General features: G+C 48.9%; 18 protein-coding genes. All 18 read right to left on the reverse strand.

Going from position 1 to position 18,470, the window contains the following annotated elements; all coding sequences use genetic code 11:
- Positions 1-234: 234 nt before the first annotated feature.
- The 18 genes from CR205_RS07375 to aroH all read right to left on the reverse strand — a co-directional run bounded on the left by CR205_RS07375 (position 235) and on the right by aroH (position 18,457).
- Positions 235-1,056, reverse strand: a complete 822-nt coding sequence (locus tag CR205_RS07375; protein WP_110518277.1) for a sporulation protein YpjB — start codon at positions 1,054-1,056, stop codon at positions 235-237.
- A 59-nt stretch (positions 1,057-1,115) separates the two neighbouring features.
- A complete protein-coding gene (gene lhaT / locus CR205_RS07380; RefSeq protein ID WP_110518278.1) occupies positions 1,116-1,709 on the reverse strand; it encodes a lipoprotein heptaprenylglyceryl N-acetyltransferase LhaT in 594 nt (197 codons plus the stop codon).
- Positions 1,710-2,048: 339 nt separating this feature from the next.
- Positions 2,049-2,822 carry a menaquinol-cytochrome c reductase cytochrome b/c subunit gene (locus CR205_RS07385; protein WP_110518279.1) on the reverse strand — a complete coding sequence of 258 codons (774 nt, stop codon included), beginning with the start codon at positions 2,820-2,822 and terminating at the stop codon, positions 2,049-2,051.
- A gap of 33 nt (positions 2,823-2,855) precedes the next feature.
- The gene (qcrB, locus tag CR205_RS07390) at positions 2,856-3,527 is read right to left on the reverse strand and encodes a menaquinol-cytochrome c reductase cytochrome b subunit (RefSeq protein ID WP_110518280.1); all 672 of its coding nucleotides are present in this window, start codon (positions 3,525-3,527) and stop codon (positions 2,856-2,858) included.
- 19 nt (positions 3,528-3,546) lie between these two features.
- Complete coding sequence (locus CR205_RS07395) at positions 3,547-4,047, reverse strand: ubiquinol-cytochrome c reductase iron-sulfur subunit (protein WP_110518281.1); 501 nt, start codon at positions 4,045-4,047, stop codon at positions 3,547-3,549.
- Between the two features lie 127 nt (positions 4,048-4,174).
- Positions 4,175-4,648: a YpiF family protein gene (locus tag CR205_RS07400; protein WP_110518282.1), complete on the reverse strand. Its 474-nt coding sequence runs from the start codon at positions 4,646-4,648 to the stop codon at positions 4,175-4,177.
- Positions 4,649-4,735: 87 nt separating this feature from the next.
- Complete coding sequence (locus CR205_RS07405; RefSeq protein WP_110518283.1) at positions 4,736-5,290, reverse strand: ReoY family proteolytic degradation factor; 555 nt, start codon at positions 5,288-5,290, stop codon at positions 4,736-4,738.
- A 120-nt stretch (positions 5,291-5,410) separates the two neighbouring features.
- Positions 5,411-6,460: a hypothetical protein gene (locus CR205_RS07410; RefSeq protein ID WP_110518284.1), complete on the reverse strand. Its 1,050-nt coding sequence runs from the start codon at positions 6,458-6,460 to the stop codon at positions 5,411-5,413.
- Between the two features lie 50 nt (positions 6,461-6,510).
- Positions 6,511-7,779, reverse strand: coding sequence for a tetratricopeptide repeat protein (locus tag CR205_RS07415; RefSeq protein WP_110518285.1), 1,269 nt, complete (start codon positions 7,777-7,779; stop codon positions 6,511-6,513).
- Positions 7,780-8,160: 381 nt separating this feature from the next.
- Positions 8,161-9,456 (reverse strand): 3-phosphoshikimate 1-carboxyvinyltransferase, encoded by a 1,296-nt coding sequence (aroA, locus tag CR205_RS07420; RefSeq protein WP_110518286.1) that lies wholly within the window; start codon positions 9,454-9,456, stop codon positions 8,161-8,163.
- An 18-nt stretch (positions 9,457-9,474) separates the two neighbouring features.
- The gene (locus tag CR205_RS07425) at positions 9,475-10,578 is read right to left on the reverse strand and encodes a prephenate dehydrogenase (protein ID WP_110518287.1); all 1,104 of its coding nucleotides are present in this window, start codon (positions 10,576-10,578) and stop codon (positions 9,475-9,477) included.
- Between the two features lie 88 nt (positions 10,579-10,666).
- Complete coding sequence (gene hisC / locus CR205_RS07430) at positions 10,667-11,752, reverse strand: histidinol-phosphate transaminase (protein ID WP_110518288.1); 1,086 nt, start codon at positions 11,750-11,752, stop codon at positions 10,667-10,669.
- A gap of 120 nt (positions 11,753-11,872) precedes the next feature.
- Positions 11,873-12,667: a tryptophan synthase subunit alpha gene (gene trpA, locus CR205_RS07435; protein WP_110518289.1), complete on the reverse strand. Its 795-nt coding sequence runs from the start codon at positions 12,665-12,667 to the stop codon at positions 11,873-11,875.
- Between the two features lies 1 nt (position 12,668).
- On the reverse strand, positions 12,669-14,492 hold the full coding sequence (gene trpB, locus CR205_RS07440) for a tryptophan synthase subunit beta (protein ID WP_110518290.1): 1,824 nt from the start codon (positions 14,490-14,492) through the stop codon (positions 12,669-12,671).
- Positions 14,489-15,250 carry an indole-3-glycerol phosphate synthase TrpC gene (gene trpC / locus CR205_RS07445; protein ID WP_407923564.1) on the reverse strand — a complete coding sequence of 254 codons (762 nt, stop codon included), beginning with the start codon at positions 15,248-15,250 and terminating at the stop codon, positions 14,489-14,491. The genes trpB and trpC overlap by 4 nt, the downstream gene beginning before the upstream one ends.
- A complete protein-coding gene (trpD, locus tag CR205_RS07450) occupies positions 15,250-16,272 on the reverse strand; it encodes an anthranilate phosphoribosyltransferase (RefSeq protein ID WP_110518292.1) in 1,023 nt (340 codons plus the stop codon). Before trpD ends, trpC begins: the two co-directional genes overlap by 1 nt.
- Positions 16,269-17,771, reverse strand: coding sequence for an anthranilate synthase component I family protein (locus CR205_RS07455; protein WP_110518293.1), 1,503 nt, complete (start codon positions 17,769-17,771; stop codon positions 16,269-16,271). Before CR205_RS07455 ends, trpD begins: the two co-directional genes overlap by 4 nt.
- A 317-nt stretch (positions 17,772-18,088) precedes the next feature.
- The gene (gene aroH / locus CR205_RS07460; RefSeq protein WP_110518294.1) at positions 18,089-18,457 is read right to left on the reverse strand and encodes a chorismate mutase; all 369 of its coding nucleotides are present in this window, start codon (positions 18,455-18,457) and stop codon (positions 18,089-18,091) included.
- Positions 18,458-18,470 lie beyond the last annotated feature (13 nt).

Genomic DNA, 18,470 nt, shown 5'->3' on the forward strand with positions numbered 1-18,470 from the left:
TCGTCTACCTCCGTTACTGCTGTTTTATTTAAGCTCTTTTCAAAAAGCCGGCTGGATAATCAAGTACGTGACGCCAGTCTTCCAACCCGGATTTCATGTGTGAAAATCGGCTTTCTTTATGAAAGAAAAACCTTTGTTTTCTACCTTGATTTTAGACAAAGAAAAGAGGGGTGTCAACGAAACAGCCCCGTATGGTTCCTGCTGTGGTACTATTGTAACCCTCTCTTAAATGTCCTACTCTCTGTCCCTTCTTCTGAGCGTCTGCTCAACTTTTAAGCCTCTGTATTTCTTTACGGCAGTATAGGACAGGGCGGCAAGAACAGCGCCTCCGATCGTAATGATGACCCATAATAGTGACGGATCTGATGATTCCTTCTGACCTTCTCCGTAAATATCATCTAAATCACTAAGCATTATTGCGAGTGTACTCATCAGATTTGATACCGAACCGGGATCATGTCTGTTTCGCTCCACATAAACGACCTGTGAATGAAACCGCTGGTAGATATGGGGCTCCAAAGAGACCTGCCAGGCAGGGCGCACAACTTCGTATGCTTTTAAAAACCTGTTCAGCTGCTGCTGATAATCTGTCCATTCAGACTCTTCAAAAGACACCGCCATTTCAGTAAGAGGCGCTGACAGTGTTTCTTTCGTATTTTTCCAAAGCGGACGGTGGCTCTTGTCGTACACATCAACCAGTAGCCGGAACGAAGAAGCGGCACTGATTCTGTCTTCATGCGGCATATTAATGCTCACCGCAGCCTGCTCGGCTTGCTCATATGAAGACACAATAACCCGCAGATCATTCATCGAGAGGCCGCTGTCTGCGGAACGCACACTGAGAAATTGTTTTGAAAACGAATCCATCAGCTGTTTTGCTTCATCATATCGGCGTTCTTTTACATACTGCAGGATCGTATCGCTCGTCCGGTTCAGCTCACGCCAAAGCCGTTCATTTTCCGTGTCCCCTTCAGGTGAAGCAGACGCACCGGAAACGGGAACAAGTAGACATAATATAATTACGGACAATACAATCAGGCTTAAACGCTTTTTCATGCCTGTCCCTCCTCTTTTACCTACTTCATCCTATGAGGAGGGCCTGTCTTCTAGACCAGTTATTGAAGGCTTCTCTTTGGCATGTACTTATTCAGGAACCATACGATTCCAAGGGAAAAAATACTCAGCCAGAACGTGAAATAAGCGATTTCACTGTAATAAGGCAGGATCAGCCTCGAAACATATGGATGCATGCCGTAGATGTAATCTATCACATCATTGTGAAGCGTCCACAAGGCAACTGCAATCAGATGCCATGGACGAATGCGGTAGTAAGGCGCGTATAAAAGGCCCTGAATGGCCATCCCCAGGTGACTGGCTATCAGCATATAATGGTCCCAGCGCATTTGTGCGCCTTCCATCCCTGCCCAGACGATCATCACCACAGCCCAGATCCCATATTTAAAGAGCGTCACTGCTGCCAGTGCCTCCATCAGCGGGAAACTGCGTCTCAGCAGAAACGCAAACAGAACAATCACAAAAAAGAGACTCGCGGTTGGACTGTCAGGAACAAAAATCAGAAAATGTGCAGGTGTATTCGCCAGTTGGGATTCGTACCATATGTATCCGTAAATCGTCCCTGGTATGTTAATGATAAGAAGGAGGATGATAAACCACCGGCTCCCCAGGATTTCGTATGCTTTTTCAAACATGTGATCCGACCTTTCAGACAGGATATTGGTTATTTTACACTGATTCTTCCAATTAGAAACGTTCCTGTCACTATAAATTAAGCACGCCATTCTGTATTTATAGCATACAGGGATTCTTGTAAAAACTGGTGGGAGGCAAGGTCTCCAGTCCGTTCAGGCAATTTTACTACCACCATACTATTTTATCGGCCCCATTGCACGTTATCCGCTTCCATCGAACCCTCAATTATGTCACATTCCTATTCGATCGGTACATAACTCCACCAGGAACAGCGGAGTTACTGTTTCCGAAACTAAGAAAAAGCTGACTGAGGTCATCAGTCAGCTTTCCATGTGGTGTTATTCAGGATCCTGTCCGTCGTTGGCAATCCACTCAGCGAGAGTTTCAAGTTCTTCGTCAGATCCTTCAAATTGATCGGCAGGCATGTCGCCTACACCGTTTTGGATAATTTCCATAATATCTTCCACTTCGTACTCGTTGTCAAAGAGATTCGGTCCGGCAGCTCCGCCTTCACCCTGCTCCCCGTGACAGTTTATACACGCCTGCTGGCTCTGATAGATCTGGTAGCCTTCAGCGTCTTCATCAATGTCATCATCAACGATCGCACCCTGTCTGGCTGCTGCTTCCCAGTCATGCTGGTCCACAGATTCCCATGTAAGGAAGATTGTTGCGATAACACCAAGAAGCATTAGTGATGTAGCAACCGGGCGTTTGATCGGACGGCGCTCAACCCCCCGGTCAAGAAACGGTGCCAGAAGCAGGGCACCAAATGCGATTCCCGGCATAACAACCGCACCGATTACGGTGAAATCACCGGCCGCATATTCGTATTTCAACAGCTGGTACAAAAACAGGAAATACCAGTCAGGCAACGGTATGTACCCTGAATCTGTCGGGTCAGCCACACGCTCAAGCGGTGATGGATGGGCGATGGTCAGGCAAAGGTAACCGATTAAGAAAACCGCACCTACCATCCACTCACGAAGAAGAAAGTTCGGCCAAAATGCTTCTGTTTTATGTGGATACTCTGAATAGTCTTTCGGAATATTCGGCATCCTTGTTGCCGGGACACGTGAGTCACCGACAAACTTCATACCTTTTCCGCGATGCATAGTTTTCCCTCCTTTTCTGCGTCAAACCGGATCCTACAATGGACCGGAAATACCTTGTTTACGAATCATGTAGAAGTGGGCTCCAAGCAGTCCGAGTAGAGCACCAGGCAGGAAGAATACATGAATCGCAAAGAACCGGGCAAGCGTCTGCGCGCCGATAATTTCGCCGCCTGCGAGAAGGGCTTTTGCAAATCCGCCGACAACCGGTACAGCTTCGGCAATTTCAAGACCTACTACAGTCGCAAAGTACGCTTTCATATCCCAAGGCAGGAGATAGCCGGTAAAGCCAAGACCAAGCATGACGAAGAAAATGAGTACTCCGACAACCCAGTTCAGTTCACGCGGTTTCTTGTAAGAGCCTGTGAAGAATACGCGTAATGTATGTAGGAACATCATTACAATAACAAGACTCGCTCCCCAGTGGTGCATCCCGCGGACAATAACACCAAAGGTCACTTCGTTCTGAAGATAATAAACAGATTCATAAGCATGGATAATGTCCGGTACATAGTACATCGTCAGAAACATGCCGGAAAGAATCTGAATGACTGTTACGAAGAAAGTGAGGCCTCCGAAACAGTAAATAAACGCTGAGAAATGGTGGGCGGGGTTTACGTGCTCAGGTACCTCGTGATCGGCGATATCGCGCCACATCGGCGTGATGTCAAGCCGCTCGTCCACCCAGTCATATAATTTCTGTAACATTCTCTATGCCCCCTTCTTCCTATCGTTGCACTGTGCCGCCAAGGTAGACATCGTCACCATCCACTTGAACTTCATACACATCAAGCGGTCTTGTCGGCGGTGTACCCTGTATGTTCTGTCCATCACGCTCAAACCGTCCACCGTGACACGGGCAGAAGAAATTCTCAGGGTAATTCTCGCTTCCTTCCCAGTCGACTGTACAGCCTAAGTGAGTGCAGACAGGTGAAAGTGCGACAACTTCATTGCTGTCATTTAGGAAAATCCACGCTACACGTGTAACCTCTGATGTATACCACGCATCTTCCTGTTCAATCGTAAAATCGAACCGCTGCGGTTCCTCCGTCAGCTCGTCCAGACTGGCTACGCGTACAAAATCGCTGTCCATTCCTGCCTCCAGTGCCGGATCGAGAGCAAAACGGGCCATCGGCATCAGCATACCTGCTGCCATGAAACCGCCTACACCTGTCAGTGTGTACGTCAGAAACTGACGTCGCGACACTTTGTGTTCTTTTTCACTCACGACGTTCCCTCCTCGCTACTATGTTCTCTAAAGCTGCCATTTAAACACACAAATTTCATACTAAGACAATATTAATCATAGCTCAAAATTTCAATAAAAGTCAACAAAATCAGCTAAGGTTTTATGATTATCTTTCCTTAGGCTCCGACTGCCATTTGTCTGTAATCATGGGCAGAATCTGTTTGATCTGCTGCGATACCATATCCTTTGCATAAGCCGGTTCCACATTTTCCAGAGGAAGTGCCGGAATCCACAGCAGTGTATCAGTGAGATCTTTTTCGACTCTTTTCCAATCTCCATCGGAAGTCAGATAGATCACGTGGGAAAAGCCGTTCTCATAGAGATGTCGATCCCATTTTGCAAGCCTCTCTGTTTTTGAGCTGTCGCTCTCATGTGCCAGATATGTAAATGGAGGCACCTGATAGACTCTTCCTTTAAACTGCTTCTCAATCTCATCAGCAATCAGGCTGATAAATTCTCCCCGGGCAACCGTTCCCTTAAAATCTTTTTCCCAGTTCAGGGGAACGAGGGGAATCACGGCTGTATCCACATACTCTCTCGCTTTAAGATACATATCCGCATCAGTTGTGTTCCATTTCACATAAATCCTCTCCTGCTTCTGTCCAGTAATCGTCACAGGCTCAAATGCCCTGTGACACATTACTAGTTTATCACAAAAAAAAAGCCCTTACACTTCATTCAGGGCTTTGAGCTCGTTGTATTCTTCCGAAAGTTCAAAGAAGCGTGACTTGTCCCCGTCCAGTAGGGCCGCGTCAATCTGTTTTTCAATTGCCTTAATTCTCTCTGTCCTGATCGATCGTTCGAGTACCATCTCCGCCATCAGCTGCTGCACATTTGTCTCCTCTTCGTTAACAGGCAGATAGGGGTTCTCCTCTAGCACGGCTACATACTGCGGCGTCAGGTGTTTGTCCTTAAAATTAAGCTGAATAAAAATGTCTTCGTTCCGGTTCAGGCGAATATCATGAAAGGATTTTTCTGCATCCATTGTTACGTGCTGATTCTTATGAAAAGCAAAAGGCACGCAATCCACATCACTCGTTGAGATCATCAGCGCCTTCGGACAGTAATCCGCCTGTTCCACAAAATGGACACGCTCCATGAGAATATCATCGCTCATCAGGAAGTTAAGAAGCCAAGCACATTCCCGTCTTTTCAGCTGATACTGATCAAGAAACCATTTTAAAAAGTCCCGCTTTTCCATAACTGGAACAGTATTGTTCATCTTCACCCCTCCTCAACCTTGTTTCGTTCCCGGTAAATTAAAGATGAGTATAACTGACGGTCTCTTTATATATGTTTATATTCTTGATCTTTGCAGAAAATCCTTTTAAAAAAGAATATTTTAATAAAAGTTTTTCACAAGCCGCAATAAATTCTTTCCCGCCCCCTGTGAAGACGAATAAAACCGTTCTCCTCCTGCTTCCCGCACATCCATTACGTGAAGGTGTGTCAGCACGAAAAGGAGACGCTTTGTAATGACGTCTTCAGGCTGATCGTAACAATACCCGTCGGTAAATGGTGTAACCGCCTTCACAATTACACTTTCCGGGAGTGCTTTCCCGGGATCGGGAAGGATCGTGCGAATGAGTTTGCACAACAACGGAAGCATCGGAATTGCCCGCCGGTACTGCCTCAGCCATGAGAAAAAAAGACGGTGAAGCATCGCACTTACACTGAGTTCCTGCCCCTCCTCCCATTTCTTTTTTACGATCAGGTGTTCCTTTTCTTCAATCCATCCTTCACTGAACGCACAATCGTAAAGAAGAGAAAAACGGTCCGGGTAATACGAGAAGTGCCGGCCATAGCCGAAACGCCAGCGATCATCGGGAAGTTCCTCTCCTTCGTTCAATTCAGAAAGCAGCTTTTTCAGGGTGTTTTTAGGGATGACACCCTGCTTTGTAAGTTTCCACTGCTCTTCTGCAGCCGTTTCTATGAAGATAAACAGGTCCTGAACAGCTGTGCAGGATGCAGGCGCCATTTCGGGGATCATTAATTCTTCTTCGCTTACTGAGGAGGCAAAACAGGCGATGGCCGTTTGTTTCACTTCCTCCGGCATAGCCAGTCTGCCTCCGCGGACCCGAAACAGCCATCCCTCCTGCTGAAGATGCTCGACCGCACGCCCTGCAGCCTGCTTTTCGCTCGCAGCCACAGCCCCTGCAAACTCCATGACTGCCCAGTATTCCTGGTGGCTTAAAGCGGCATTCATAATGATTTGTTTTTCGCACCTGGATGCATTCAAAAAGGAAGCCAGACGGCCGGCTCTGTCCGATAAAACCCGGATGGCGGTTTCAATACCATTCTGGCGGGATGTGACACTGGTCACACCTGCCCCTGCAAGAAGATTTTTAAGAGCCGGCTGCGGAATGGCCGTCAATACTTCCATTACGTTCATGCAAAACATCCCCTTTCATGCCTTAGTATGCGTGAAAGGGGATGGGGATATTAGTATTCTCTCAGCGCTTCGATTCTGTCAGCTACGTCCTCTCTATCAGGATTGATTCGGCAGACTTTTTCAAGAAGCCCGACAGCCTCGTCTTTCTTTCCGGCTTCCAAAAACGCACCGGCGGCCTCTTCAAGAAATGCACTGTCTTCCTCATAGGAGGGAAGCGCCCGTTCGTAGGATTCTGCTGCCTCAGCAGGTTTGTCTGTTTCGTAAAGGGCCTTCGCATTATATCGGTCAAAGACAGGATCGGTTTCCTGATATTCTTCAAGAAAAGTCACCAGTTCCACCACTTCTTCATAGGCATCGGCGTCGGCATAATACACAAGCAGTTCTTTTACCGCCTCCACATTTGACGGGTTGATGGCAATCACCTTCTGAAGAAACGCTCGCCCCTCTTCCCCGTTGCCTTTTGCAAATTGAATACGGGCTGCTTCCAGATAAAGCGTTTCGTTGAATTCATCACGTGAAATGCCCTCGTTAATCACATCAAGTGCTTTCTGGCTTTGACTCATATGCCGGTACGCCTGAGAAAGGTATGGGTATAGAGTGGTATAGGAGGGATCAAGTACTTTAAGCCGCTCAAACTGCTCTGCTGCCAGTTCATAATCACCTGTCTGCATGGCCGTAAAACCGTACCCGAATAACCCGTCAGGATCAATCTTTTCTGCAAGCCCTTTCTGGTATGAATCAAGAGCTTCCTCGAACTGGCCGGTTGCCCCGTACGCTTCTCCGAGTCGAAGCATCGGGTTTACCTGATCATCCTCAGGAAGCCCGCTTGCGTGAAGTGCTTTTTTGTAATAGGGAATACTCCGGTTGTAATCGCCTCGGCTGAGATAAAACTCACCGAGTGCGTACTGAAGAAGCGGTTCATCCGCCGCCTCTTTTACTGCGTCAAGCAGCTTCTGTTCTGCCACTTCATCGAGTCCCTGATTCTGATAAAGATCAGCAAGCAGCAGACGGGCCTGAACGAATACAGGATCGTCCTGTTTGACTTCTGTTAGCATTTCCATCGCTTCGTCTTCCTGACCGAGATCAATATAGCATTCTGCAGCAAAAGCGAACAATTCTCCGTTATCAGGATATCTGAAAAGAAGATCCTCTGCTGCTTTTGCCGCCCGGTCCACAAGCCCAAGTTCAAAATAAAGCTCGGCAATGGTCCGTTTCGTTTCGTCATCTGTCCCTTCATACATGTCCTGGACTTTTTGCAGCCCCTCTTCGTGCTTTCCGTTTTCGATCAGTTGAATGGCCTGTTCGAGTGATTCGTTCATGTTATCCGCTCCCGCCTTTCACTGTAAAAAAGTCTTCTCCTATTTTAGCCCATCAGCACGCTGTGTCAAACCTTAACTTCCTGTCTGCATTTCCGCCGGAGTCCCGCTGCGGGCGTGCCGCTGTGCATGAAACGAAGGAGAGGCTGGGACAGAAGTATTTACACAGACGAAAATCCGGACAATCAGCAAGCGGTGCAGATCAATCGCTGCTGAAATATACACCGCTTTCCGCGAGAAGCGGCTGAGCCTCCGTGTGCTTCGCTACTCAAGGGTCTCACCAGCGTTTTTCCTCCCGCAGGAGTCGGCGTATATTTCATCCGCTAATCAGCTTTTTGTCCGGATTTTCTTCTATACATTTTACTTTTGTACCAGCCTCTGGATTCAGCTTTTTATCCTACGAAGCTCCTCAAAGAAACCTGGATAGGAAACCTCACAGGCTTCTGCGTCACGAACAGTGACCGGCTCTTTTGATACCAGACCGCACAGTCCGAGACTCATGCCGACCCGGTGATCATGAAAACTGGACACGGCTCCTCCACTCAGAACAGATCCGCCATGAATAACCATACCGTCCTCTGTTGCCTTTGCATCTGCACCGAGGGATACGAGCTGTGAGACCATCGTATCGATCCGGTTCGTTTCCTTGACTTTCAGTTCTGCTGCATCGCGAATCACTGTTTTCCCTTCAGCCTGAGCGGCAAGGACTGAAAGAACAGGGATCTCATCGATGAGGCGAGGAATCATTTCCCCTCCGATTTCGGTCCCGTGCAGCTTTGAATATTTTACCCGTAGATCAGCGACCGGTTCACCGTTCTCTTCGCGAAGACGGCTGATTTCCAAATCGCCACCCATATCCCGGACAACATCAATTATTCCGGAACGCGTCGGGTTCATACCGACATTCTTTAATACAAGATCACTGCCTGGTGTCATTAATGCTGCAGCAATGAAGAATGCCGCGGAACTGATATCTCCAGGCACCTGAATGTTACGCCCTTCTAAATGGGCGCCGCCTTCAACTGTGACACGGCGGTTTTCAGGGTCAGCGTTTACTTCCGCCCCAAATGCCTTCAGCATGCGCTCTGTGTGATCTCTTGACACAAATGGTTCTGTTACGTTTGTCTGCCCGCGGGCATAAAGACCTGCAAGAAGAACAGCCGATTTCACCTGTGCACTGGCGACAGGTGATGAATAGTGGATACCCCTTAGTCCGCCTCCTCTGATTGAAAGGGGCGTGAGATTCCCTTCGTCTCTCCCATCAATGCGAGCCCCCATCTGCTTTAATGGACCTGTCACACGGGACATTGGGCGCCTGCAAATAGACGCATCACCGGTCAGAACAGAGTGAAAGTCCATTCCTGCGAGGATCCCGCTCAGCAGCCTGACTGTCGTTCCCGAATTACCGGCATAAAGGACTTCCACTGGCTCTGAAAGGCCTTTGAGTCCTTTACCTTCAACGGTAATCTCATCTTGTTCCTCTTCGATATGTACGCCCAGCTGCTTCATGCAGCGAATCGTGCTCAGGCAGTCTTCGCCTTTTAAAAATCCGCGGATCCGGCTTGTCCCTCTTGCAATCGATGCAAAAAGGACGGCACGGTGGGAAATAGATTTGTCCCCTGGAATCGTGAGGGTTCCGTTAAGGCCGTTCACAGCCCCGGTGATCGTTTCGATTGTCATGGTGATTCCTCCTGTCTGCTACGGTGCTTCATAAGCGTCATAAAGATTTTCCCGAAGTAGTGATTTCGCTTTAAGCTGATCCTCTTCAGCCCTGAAACTGAGCCTCAATACGCCGGTAATATCTTCCCGCGTTTCGAGAATACGGATGTTTGTAATGCTGATCCGGTCCTTTGCAAGGAGGCCGGTCACATCAGATATGACCCCCGGGTGGTCCGGTACATCCACAAACAGATCGTAAAAAGAAGGGATCGCACCTTTCTTTCTTACAGGAAGAGCGTCCCGTGTATGTTTGGCAGTCTGAAAAAAACTGTGCAGGGCATCTTCATTTCCTTCTTCAATCATAGAGCGCACCTGGTGCATCTTTTTCTGCCACTGATCGATGATGGCGAGAAGGACTTCCTTGTTGGAAAGCAGAATATCCCGCCACATCACAGGCGAAGCAGATGCGATCCGCGTGATATCCCGGAATCCCCCTGCCGCAAGGTCGTTAAGAACCGGTTCCTTTTGGCCCTCTTCCTTGAGTTGGTGCACTAGGCCAGCCGCCACGATGTGGGGAAAATGACTGATTGTGCCAGCAAAAAAGTCGTGGGTGTCTGGATCCAGACGGATAAACCGGGCCTTTGTTCCTTTAAGCCAGTTCTGAAGCCGGATCATAGTCCGTTCATGCTCTGAACGGGAAGGCGTAAAAATATAATAGGCATTTTCAAACAGCCGGACTCTTGACGCCTCCACCCCGGACTTGTGCGAGCCGGCCATCGGATGCCCTCCTATAAACGTAACGGGGCGCTCTTTTAGTGCTTCTGCCGCTTCACACACCGTTTTCTTTGTACTCCCCGCATCCGTAATAATCGCCCCTTCCTTTAACGGAAGAGCTGCCAGATCATGAATGATCGCAACTGTCTGCCGGATTGGAGCGGCTATAATAATCAGGTCCGCGTCCTTGGCCCCATCACTGAGCGTTGGTGCGCTAATGTCGATTACATCAAGCGCAAGTGCGGTTTTCATCACTCTCTCATTTACATCAAAACCGGTAATGACAGCTTCCGGATGTTCTTTCTTTACAGCAAGCGCAAGTGAACCGCCAATAAGTCCCAGGCCGGCAATCAGCACGTTTTTTCCCATTTTCCTCACCCTTTGTTGTTCCGTCATCATATGCACCGCTGAGCCTTCAGGCAGACAGGAACCGGTATATAATCAGCCCCTGCTCTGGCTACTGCCTTAAAAGCGCCTTCAGCTCTGCAATGATTTCTTCGTTCTGTTCTCTTGTCCCAACCGTAATTCTTGCCGAAGTAGGAAAACCAAGTGCTTCCCCGTTTCTGACAATATAGCCGGCTTTAAGGAGTCTGTTAAAGATATCCGTTCCCGGCACCCCGAGATCAATCAGGACGAAATTGCCCTGACTTGGGTAGCAGTGAAGGCCTTCCTCCCGGCAGAATTCCTCAAACATCTCGATACCCTCACGGTTTTTTTGTCTGCAGTCTTCCAGAAAGCGGTCATCTTCAAGAGAATAGTAGGCCGCCATCTGCGCTATAGTTGAGGTGTTAAACGGCTCCCTTGCAGGATCAAGAGACTGCATAAAGGCTTCGTCGCCTACCCCGTAGCCGATTCTTAACGATGCGAGACCATATGCTTTGGAAAAAGTCCGGAGCACCACAAGATTTTTATGTTTTGCAATCATGGGAACCGTATCAGGGTAGTCTTCCTCCGTAACATACTCATAGTACGCCTCATCGCTCACCACGATCACGTGCTCAGGCACCGATTCGAGAAAACGGGTGAACGCCTCTTTTCCTATTGAATTCCCTGTAGGGTTGTTCGGGTTGCACACGAAAACGATTTTCGTATGCTCATCAATCGCCTCTCTCATGGCATCGAGATTGTGCGCGCCGTTTACAACGGGAATCTCCTTTACGGCGGCCCCTTCAATGACTGCATTGTGCCGGTACTGTGGAAAAGTCGGAACGGCTGTTACAATATTGTCTCCTTTTGAAAGAAGGGCACGGCAGAGTATGAGAATCACTTCATCAGATCCGTTGCCGAAAAGCAGCTGTTTTTCGGATACTTTCAGCCTTCCGGCAACTTTCGTTCTCAGCTTTTGTGCATATCCGTCCGGATATACTGCCACATCAGTAAGGGCCTGTGTAATAGCTTCTTTCGCAAGCGGCGAGCATCCGTAGGGATTTTCATTGGAAGCAAGCTTAACCACCTTATCAAGACCAAGTTCCCGCTTCACTTCATCAACAGGCTTACCCGGCTGATACGGGGTCAGCCCTTTCATGGATTCTTTTACCAGCATGTTTATCACTCCGTTTTCTCTTTGGTTCCAGCACAGCCCCGTCCCTCTGTCCCTTTATTTTTAAGGCGGGACAGGAGACCTGTGCACGGACCCTATTCTATAGTCTACCTTCCTATGGTATTACGAAATGAGTCCGCGGACAAACTGTTTTAGCTCAGTAAAGACAGATTCTCTATTTTCACCCGCAAGTTCGTCCTTCCTGTCATGAAGAAAACGAACGAGCGCACTACCAATTACAACCCCGTCAGCAAGAGAATGAAACTTCTTCACATGTTCTCTTCTTGAAATACCGAAACCAACGGCAATAGGCGTGTCGGTTACATTTTTCACATCATTGATGATGGTACTAAGATCCTCCTGGAACTGATCACGAGTGCCGGTAACGCCGAGTGAGGAAACGAGGTAAAGAAAGCCATCGCTTTTTTCCGCAATATTTTTCACCCGCTGCCGTGATGTAGGAGCGATCAGGGAGATAAGCGCGAGTCCGTTTTCTCTGGCCAGCGTCCTTAATCCGCTGCTTTCCTCCATAGGAAGATCCGGGACAAGGAGGCCATCGATGCCAGCTTCTGCAGCCATTCTCACCAGTTTCTCTTCTCCCGTGGCAAGTACGGGGTTAACATACGTAAACAGGACAAGGGGAACCGTCAATCCCCTTTGACGGGCGGCGGCTGCAAGTTCCACAGCTTTGACAATATTCATGCCTTGACTGATCGAACGGATGGCTGCTTTTTCAATTACCGGGCCGTCCGCAAGCGGATCGCTGTAGGGCACCCCCCATTCAATCACATCGGCACCGGCCTCCTGGAGAGCAAGTGCCGCTTCAATGGTCGATTCAGCATCAGGATCGCCGGCCATAAGATAGGGAATGAATAGATTCTTTCTCGTTTTAAATTCCTCCGTCATCAACTGTCCCATCCTATCTCTCCCTTTCTTCTTCATAGGCTTTAATCGTATGAACATCCTTATCTCCACGTCCGCTCAGACAGACAAGCAGGGTCTCTCCCTTGTCTTTCTGCCCGGCCAGCTTGATTGCTGCTGCGAGTGCATGAGCGGATTCAATTGCCGGCAGGATCCCTTCGGTTTCACTCAGTACTTTAAGAGCATCCATCGCCTCCCTGTCTGTTACTGCCTCATAGCTTACCCGCTTCGTATCCCTTAAATGAGCATGTTCCGGCCCGATGCCCGGGTAGTCAAGTCCTGCTGAGATGGAATAGGGCTCCTGAATGTTGCCCCCGGCGTCCTGAAGAAGATAGGAGAGAGAGCCGTGCAGGACCCCTTTTCTTCCTTTCGTGAGTGTTGCAGCATGGCTGTCCGTTTCCGTGCCTTTTCCAGCCGCTTCAACACCAATTAATGCTGCATCTGTATCAAGGAAAGGATGAAACATGCCGATCGCATTGCTCCCGCCTCCAACACACGCAACAATATGACCCGGGAGACTGCCGGTAACTTCCTCCATCTGCTGCCTGCTTTCAAGTCCGATTACGCTTTGAAAATCCCTGACCATCATCGGATAAGGATGGGGACCAACGGCGGAGCCGATCAGATAATACGTATCATCAACGTGAGTCACCCAGTGCCGGATTGCTTCGTTCGTCGCATCCTTAAGTGTACGGCTCCCGCTTGTAACTTCAATGACCTCCGCTCCAAGAAGTTCCATCCGAAAAACGTTCAGTTCCTGTCTGCGCATATCCTCACTGCCCATGAAAACCTTGCACGAGAGGCCGAACCGGGCTGCAGCAGTAGCGGTGGCCACCCCGTGCTGCCCGGCTCCGGTTTCGGCAATGACTTTCGTTTTACCCATCCGCTTAGCGAGCATCGCCTGGGCAATAGCATTGTTAATTTTATGGGCACCTGTATGGTTTAGATCCTCTCGCTTTAAATAGATATCCGCTCCGCCGAGCGATTTTGTCAGATTGCCTGCAAATGTAAGGGGAGTGGGCCTGCCGCTGAACGTTGCCCATTCCTGGTGAAGGTCGCGGTAAAATTCTTCATCCTGTTTCACCTCAATATAGGCACTCTCCAGTTCTGCCAGTGCGTGCATAAGCGTCTCCGGCACGTATCTGCCGCCAAATTCCCCAAATCTTCCAAGTTGGTCCGGAAAAGTGTATGCTGCCTTCACCTTTGCTGTCATTGTCATCATCTTCCCTTCGTCTTTTATACTGCCGGTTTCAATTCCGGATGAAACGTCAATTCCCGGAGGGTTGTATGCATTTAGTTCTTCCACGTTTTCAGGAGTAATGCCGCCGGCGATCAAACACTTCTTACCAAGCCGTGCAGCTTCTTTGCGGTAGTCAGGCACACACGTCCAGTCAAAGGCGATGCCCGCTCCTCCCCCCTGAGGCGTTTTCGTATCAATCACAAAGCCGTCGACTTCCTGTGCGTAAACTTCCATTCTTAACACCGCCCCGGAATCGTGGTGAATGGTTTTAAATACCTCGACACCGGTTTTCCTAAGCTCTGCCAGCTGCTCCGGTGATTCAGAGCCGTGGCACTGAATCATCTCGAGGGGCACCGAGGCGGCTGCCTGAGCCATTTCCTCCACGGATGCATCCATAAACACGCCTGCCAGCTTGGGAGCATTCGTGCCGAAAGCCTTGGTTTTCCACTTCCTGACGTCCTCAGGAAAAACCTGCCGCCTGCTCCTGGCAAATACCACACCAGCATAATCGGCCCCTGATTGGGAAACTTTTATAAAATCCCGTTCATTAGTAATGCCGCAAAATTTCAGAATGGGTTTCATCCTTTCACCCCGGAAAAAAGAAAATCCAGTTTTTTTCGCTTATCCTCTGCAAGCATGAGAGCTTCGCCAATAAGAAGGCCGTCTGCTCCTGCTGCGGCAACACGCCGAACATCTTCTGGTGTATGAATGCCGCTTTCACTGATCAGCATCGTTCCTTTCGGGATGAGCGGTGCAATCTTCTCAGTAAACGAGAGGCAGGTCCTGAATGTGTTCAGATCACGGTTGTTTACACCAAGGAGATGTGGTGTACAGACAGAAAGTACATCGCGAAGCTCGGTTTCACTGTGCACTTCCACGAGCACATCCAGACCGCGCTGCACTGCTTTTTCATGAAGGTAGGCCAGTTCCTCCGGTTTCAGGGCAGCAGCAATCAGCAGAATGGCGTCAGCGCCCATAAGGACGGATTCCTCGATCTGTCTTTCATCAATAATAAAATCCTTGCGCAGCACCGGCAGATTTACATGCTGTTTTACCTCTTTAATAAAACGGCTGTGCCCTTTAAAAAAGGTCTCATCTGTCAGAATGGATAAAACATCGGCACCTGCATTTTCATAAGCCCGGCCTATTCCGGCCGGATTCATATTTTCCACTATGACGCCTTTTGACGGGCTCGCTTTTTTTATTTCGGCGATAACCGCTTTTTGCCTTACAGGCTTTCTCAGGGCATCAAGAAAATTCCGATCCGGCCTGGCGTCCGATTCTATGAAGGAAAGGCCGGCAGTTTCCTCTTGTTTTTTTGCAATAATCTGCTCCAGAATCATGCCAGCACTCTCCTTTCATCCTCCTCGGTGAGCTGTTCAAGTTTTGCGGCACCTGCACCTGAATTGAGTGTATCCCTGGCCTCTTTCACACCGTGTTTAATCGAGTCGGCTTTTCCTGCTGCATATAAGGCGGCGCCTGCATTAAGTAAAACGATCTCTCTTGCCGCGTCCGGTGCCCTGTTCTCAAGGACCTCCCGGATCAGAGCGGCACTTTCTTCTTTTCTGTTTACTGTAATGTCTTTGAGCGCTCCACGTCTGACCCCAGCTTCCTCCGGTGTCATGGTGTAAGAGGTAATCTGATGATTCTTCAGTTCGGTTACATATGTTTTTCCCGTTATTGTAAGCTCATCAAGACCGTCTTCACCAGTGACAAAAAGAGCATGTTCCGTTCCTAGACGCCGGGCCGTTTCGGCCATTTTAACAGCAGCATGGCGGTCATAAACGCCAATCAGCTGCTTTGTCGTGCCTGCCGGATTTGTAAGAGGTCCGAGAAGGTTAAACACCGTCTTTACGCCCAGACTTTTCCTCGCTTTCGCCACGTGCTTCATGGAGGAGTGATAGACCGGTGCAAACATAAAGCAGAGATTGTACCGTTCAAGAAGATCAGAAGCTTCCTGCTGGTTACTCTGAACCGGTACACCAAGTTCCTCGAGCACATCTGCACTGCCTGTTTTTGAGGAAACACTGCGATTTCCGTGTTTTGCTACAGGTGTGCCTGCTGCAGACACGAGCAGAGCGGCGGCAGTGGAAATATTAAAGGTTCCTGTACCGTCTCCTCCTGTCCCGCACGTATCCACCAGATCTGGTTTACGGTGGGTGATTTTCATGCTGTGATCCCTCATCGCTTTTGCAAAGCCGGTCATCTCATCAACCGATTCTCCACGGAACCTGAGGATCGATAGAATACCGGATATTTCCTCATCACTCAATTCCCCGGCCATCATCGCATTCATCACCTGACAGGCTTCCGTTTCGCTCAGACTCTCTTTTTCAAACAATCTCTCCATTACTCGCCTCATCTCACACTCTCCTCCTGCTCGAAACTTTTTTTTGCCTGGCTTACTGCTGAAAGCAGTGCACTTGCTTTGTTCCGGGTTTCTTCCCATTCGAGTTCCGGAACAGAATCATAGACAACACCTGCACCTGCCTGAACGAACGCTTTGCTGCCCTGCAGTCTGATCGTACGGATGGCAATACACGAATCAATCGTTCCGTTAAAACTGAGATAGGCTACCGTGCCCGCATAAGAGTCACGGGAATCTGCTTCCAGTTCCTGAATGATTTCCACTGCCCTGATTTTAGGTGCTCCGCTGACAGTACCTGCAGGATGGGCGCTGAGAACGGCCTCAATCGGATGAACATCCGGCCTCAGTTTCCCTTTTACCTTGGAAATGATGTGCATCACTTTTGAAAATCGGGTAATCGTCATTTTTTCATAGGTTTCAACTGTTCCGTACTGGCACACCCTGCCAAGATCATTCCTCGCAAGATCCACCAGCATAAAGTGCTCGGCTCTTTCTTTTTCATCAGCGAGAAGATCCGCTTCGAGGGCTTTGTCCTCCTGATCGTCTTTTCCGCGCTTTCTCGTTCCTGCAATCGGATGAATATCAATGGAGCGGTCTGCTTCAATCTTGACGAGACGTTCAGGGGAGCTTCCGACAAGTTCCTCTGTAAAGGCACGGATGTAAAACATATACGGTGAAGGGTTCTGCTTTCTAAGGACCCGGTAAAGGTCAAGGCCGTCAACACGGTTTTCAACTTCAAACCTCTGGCTGAGAACAACCTGAAACGCATCTCCGCTTTCAATATAGTTTTTCACCCGCCTGACTTTATCGATGAACGCCTCTTTCGTGACATTGGATTTTACGCCGGAAAAAATGTCCTCTGTCGTCTGCTGGCAAAAGGTTTCAAAAACACGCTTTTTTACGGGGGCTGCTCTGCCGGACAGTTCACCAATCACAGCCTCCACCTTGTCTTTTCCAAGCTCAAAGGCTCCATCTGCATCAGAGCCAACCTCCTGAAAGTGGATAATTGTAAGTTCCTCACGGCTGTGGTGAAAAGCCAGGATCGTTTCACAGAAAACAAACGAAGCTGCAGGTGCGCTCCCCTTTTCGATTTTATCCTCTGTCAGATTCATAGCCTCAAAGGAGAAGGATCCGACAGCACCACCGGGAAAAGGAAGATCCGGCAGTTCAGGGGATACATCAAGCTCAGCTGCAGTACGATCCCAGGCTTCGGTAAACCGGCTGTAGCGGTTTCTTACAATGCCTGACTGGTCTTTTACAGTAAAGCGGCTGTTTTCCTCTGTGAGATATAAGAAAGGATCGATCCCGATAAACGAGTACTCCGACCACAGGGATAAAGGATCTCTGCTTTCGAGCAGAAATGCTGCCCTTTTATTAAACGTTTCAAATAGTTGAATGGGTGTAAGTGTGTCTGCAACGAGTCTGGCAGTAACAGGAACTGTTTTATGCTGCGCAGCCTGCCTTGCAAACGATTGTCTGCTTGTCTGAATCATTCATCTCACCTCTCGGGTGAGAAGAGGACTCTAAGCAAAAGAGGATTAAATCCGGGGTAAAAAGAAAACACCTGCCTGTTAATGGAGACAGGGCAGGTGTTCAGGCGGTGCCTTTTTCCTCTGCTCAGGCTCTTCTCAGCTATTTCTAATCTCAACTCGTTCTTTCTTTCCGCTGTAAAGCCTCTGCTTTACTTCTGTGCGGCTTTCAAAACCTGATCAATCTATACCGTATCATATTCATTAGTCTGAATTATCTGCTGAACTTTATTGTGAATATCATAACGTGCATGCCGAAGCTTGTCAACAGCGAGCTGTCTTCACTCTTCTCCTGCAAGGTCAGGACGGAGCGCTCTCGCTCTGCCGAGATACACGTGATTCACCTGATCCTGTTTAAGAGCGGTCTCAGCTGTCACCATCAGCCGGATACATTTTTCAAGCCCGCCATCAACGGGAATCTCCTGTGCACACATAACCGGGACCCGCTCAAAACCATTGAGCAATCTCAGGGCTCTCGCCGGAAAGGTGGCGTTAAGATCCGGACTTACCGTGATCCAGATATGGGCAATCGCTTCCGGATTGAGGCTGTTTTTCTGAACGATCTGCTCGATCAGTGTTTTTGTCACTTGAAGCATGTCTTCCGTTTCATTTCTTTCTACTGTTGCTGCTCCTCTGATTCCCCGTATCATCAGCATCTCCCTC

This window comes from Alteribacter lacisalsi (genome assembly GCF_003226345.1).
In the GTDB taxonomy this organism is placed as follows: Bacteria; Bacillota; Bacilli; order Bacillales; family Salisediminibacteriaceae; genus Alteribacter; species Alteribacter lacisalsi.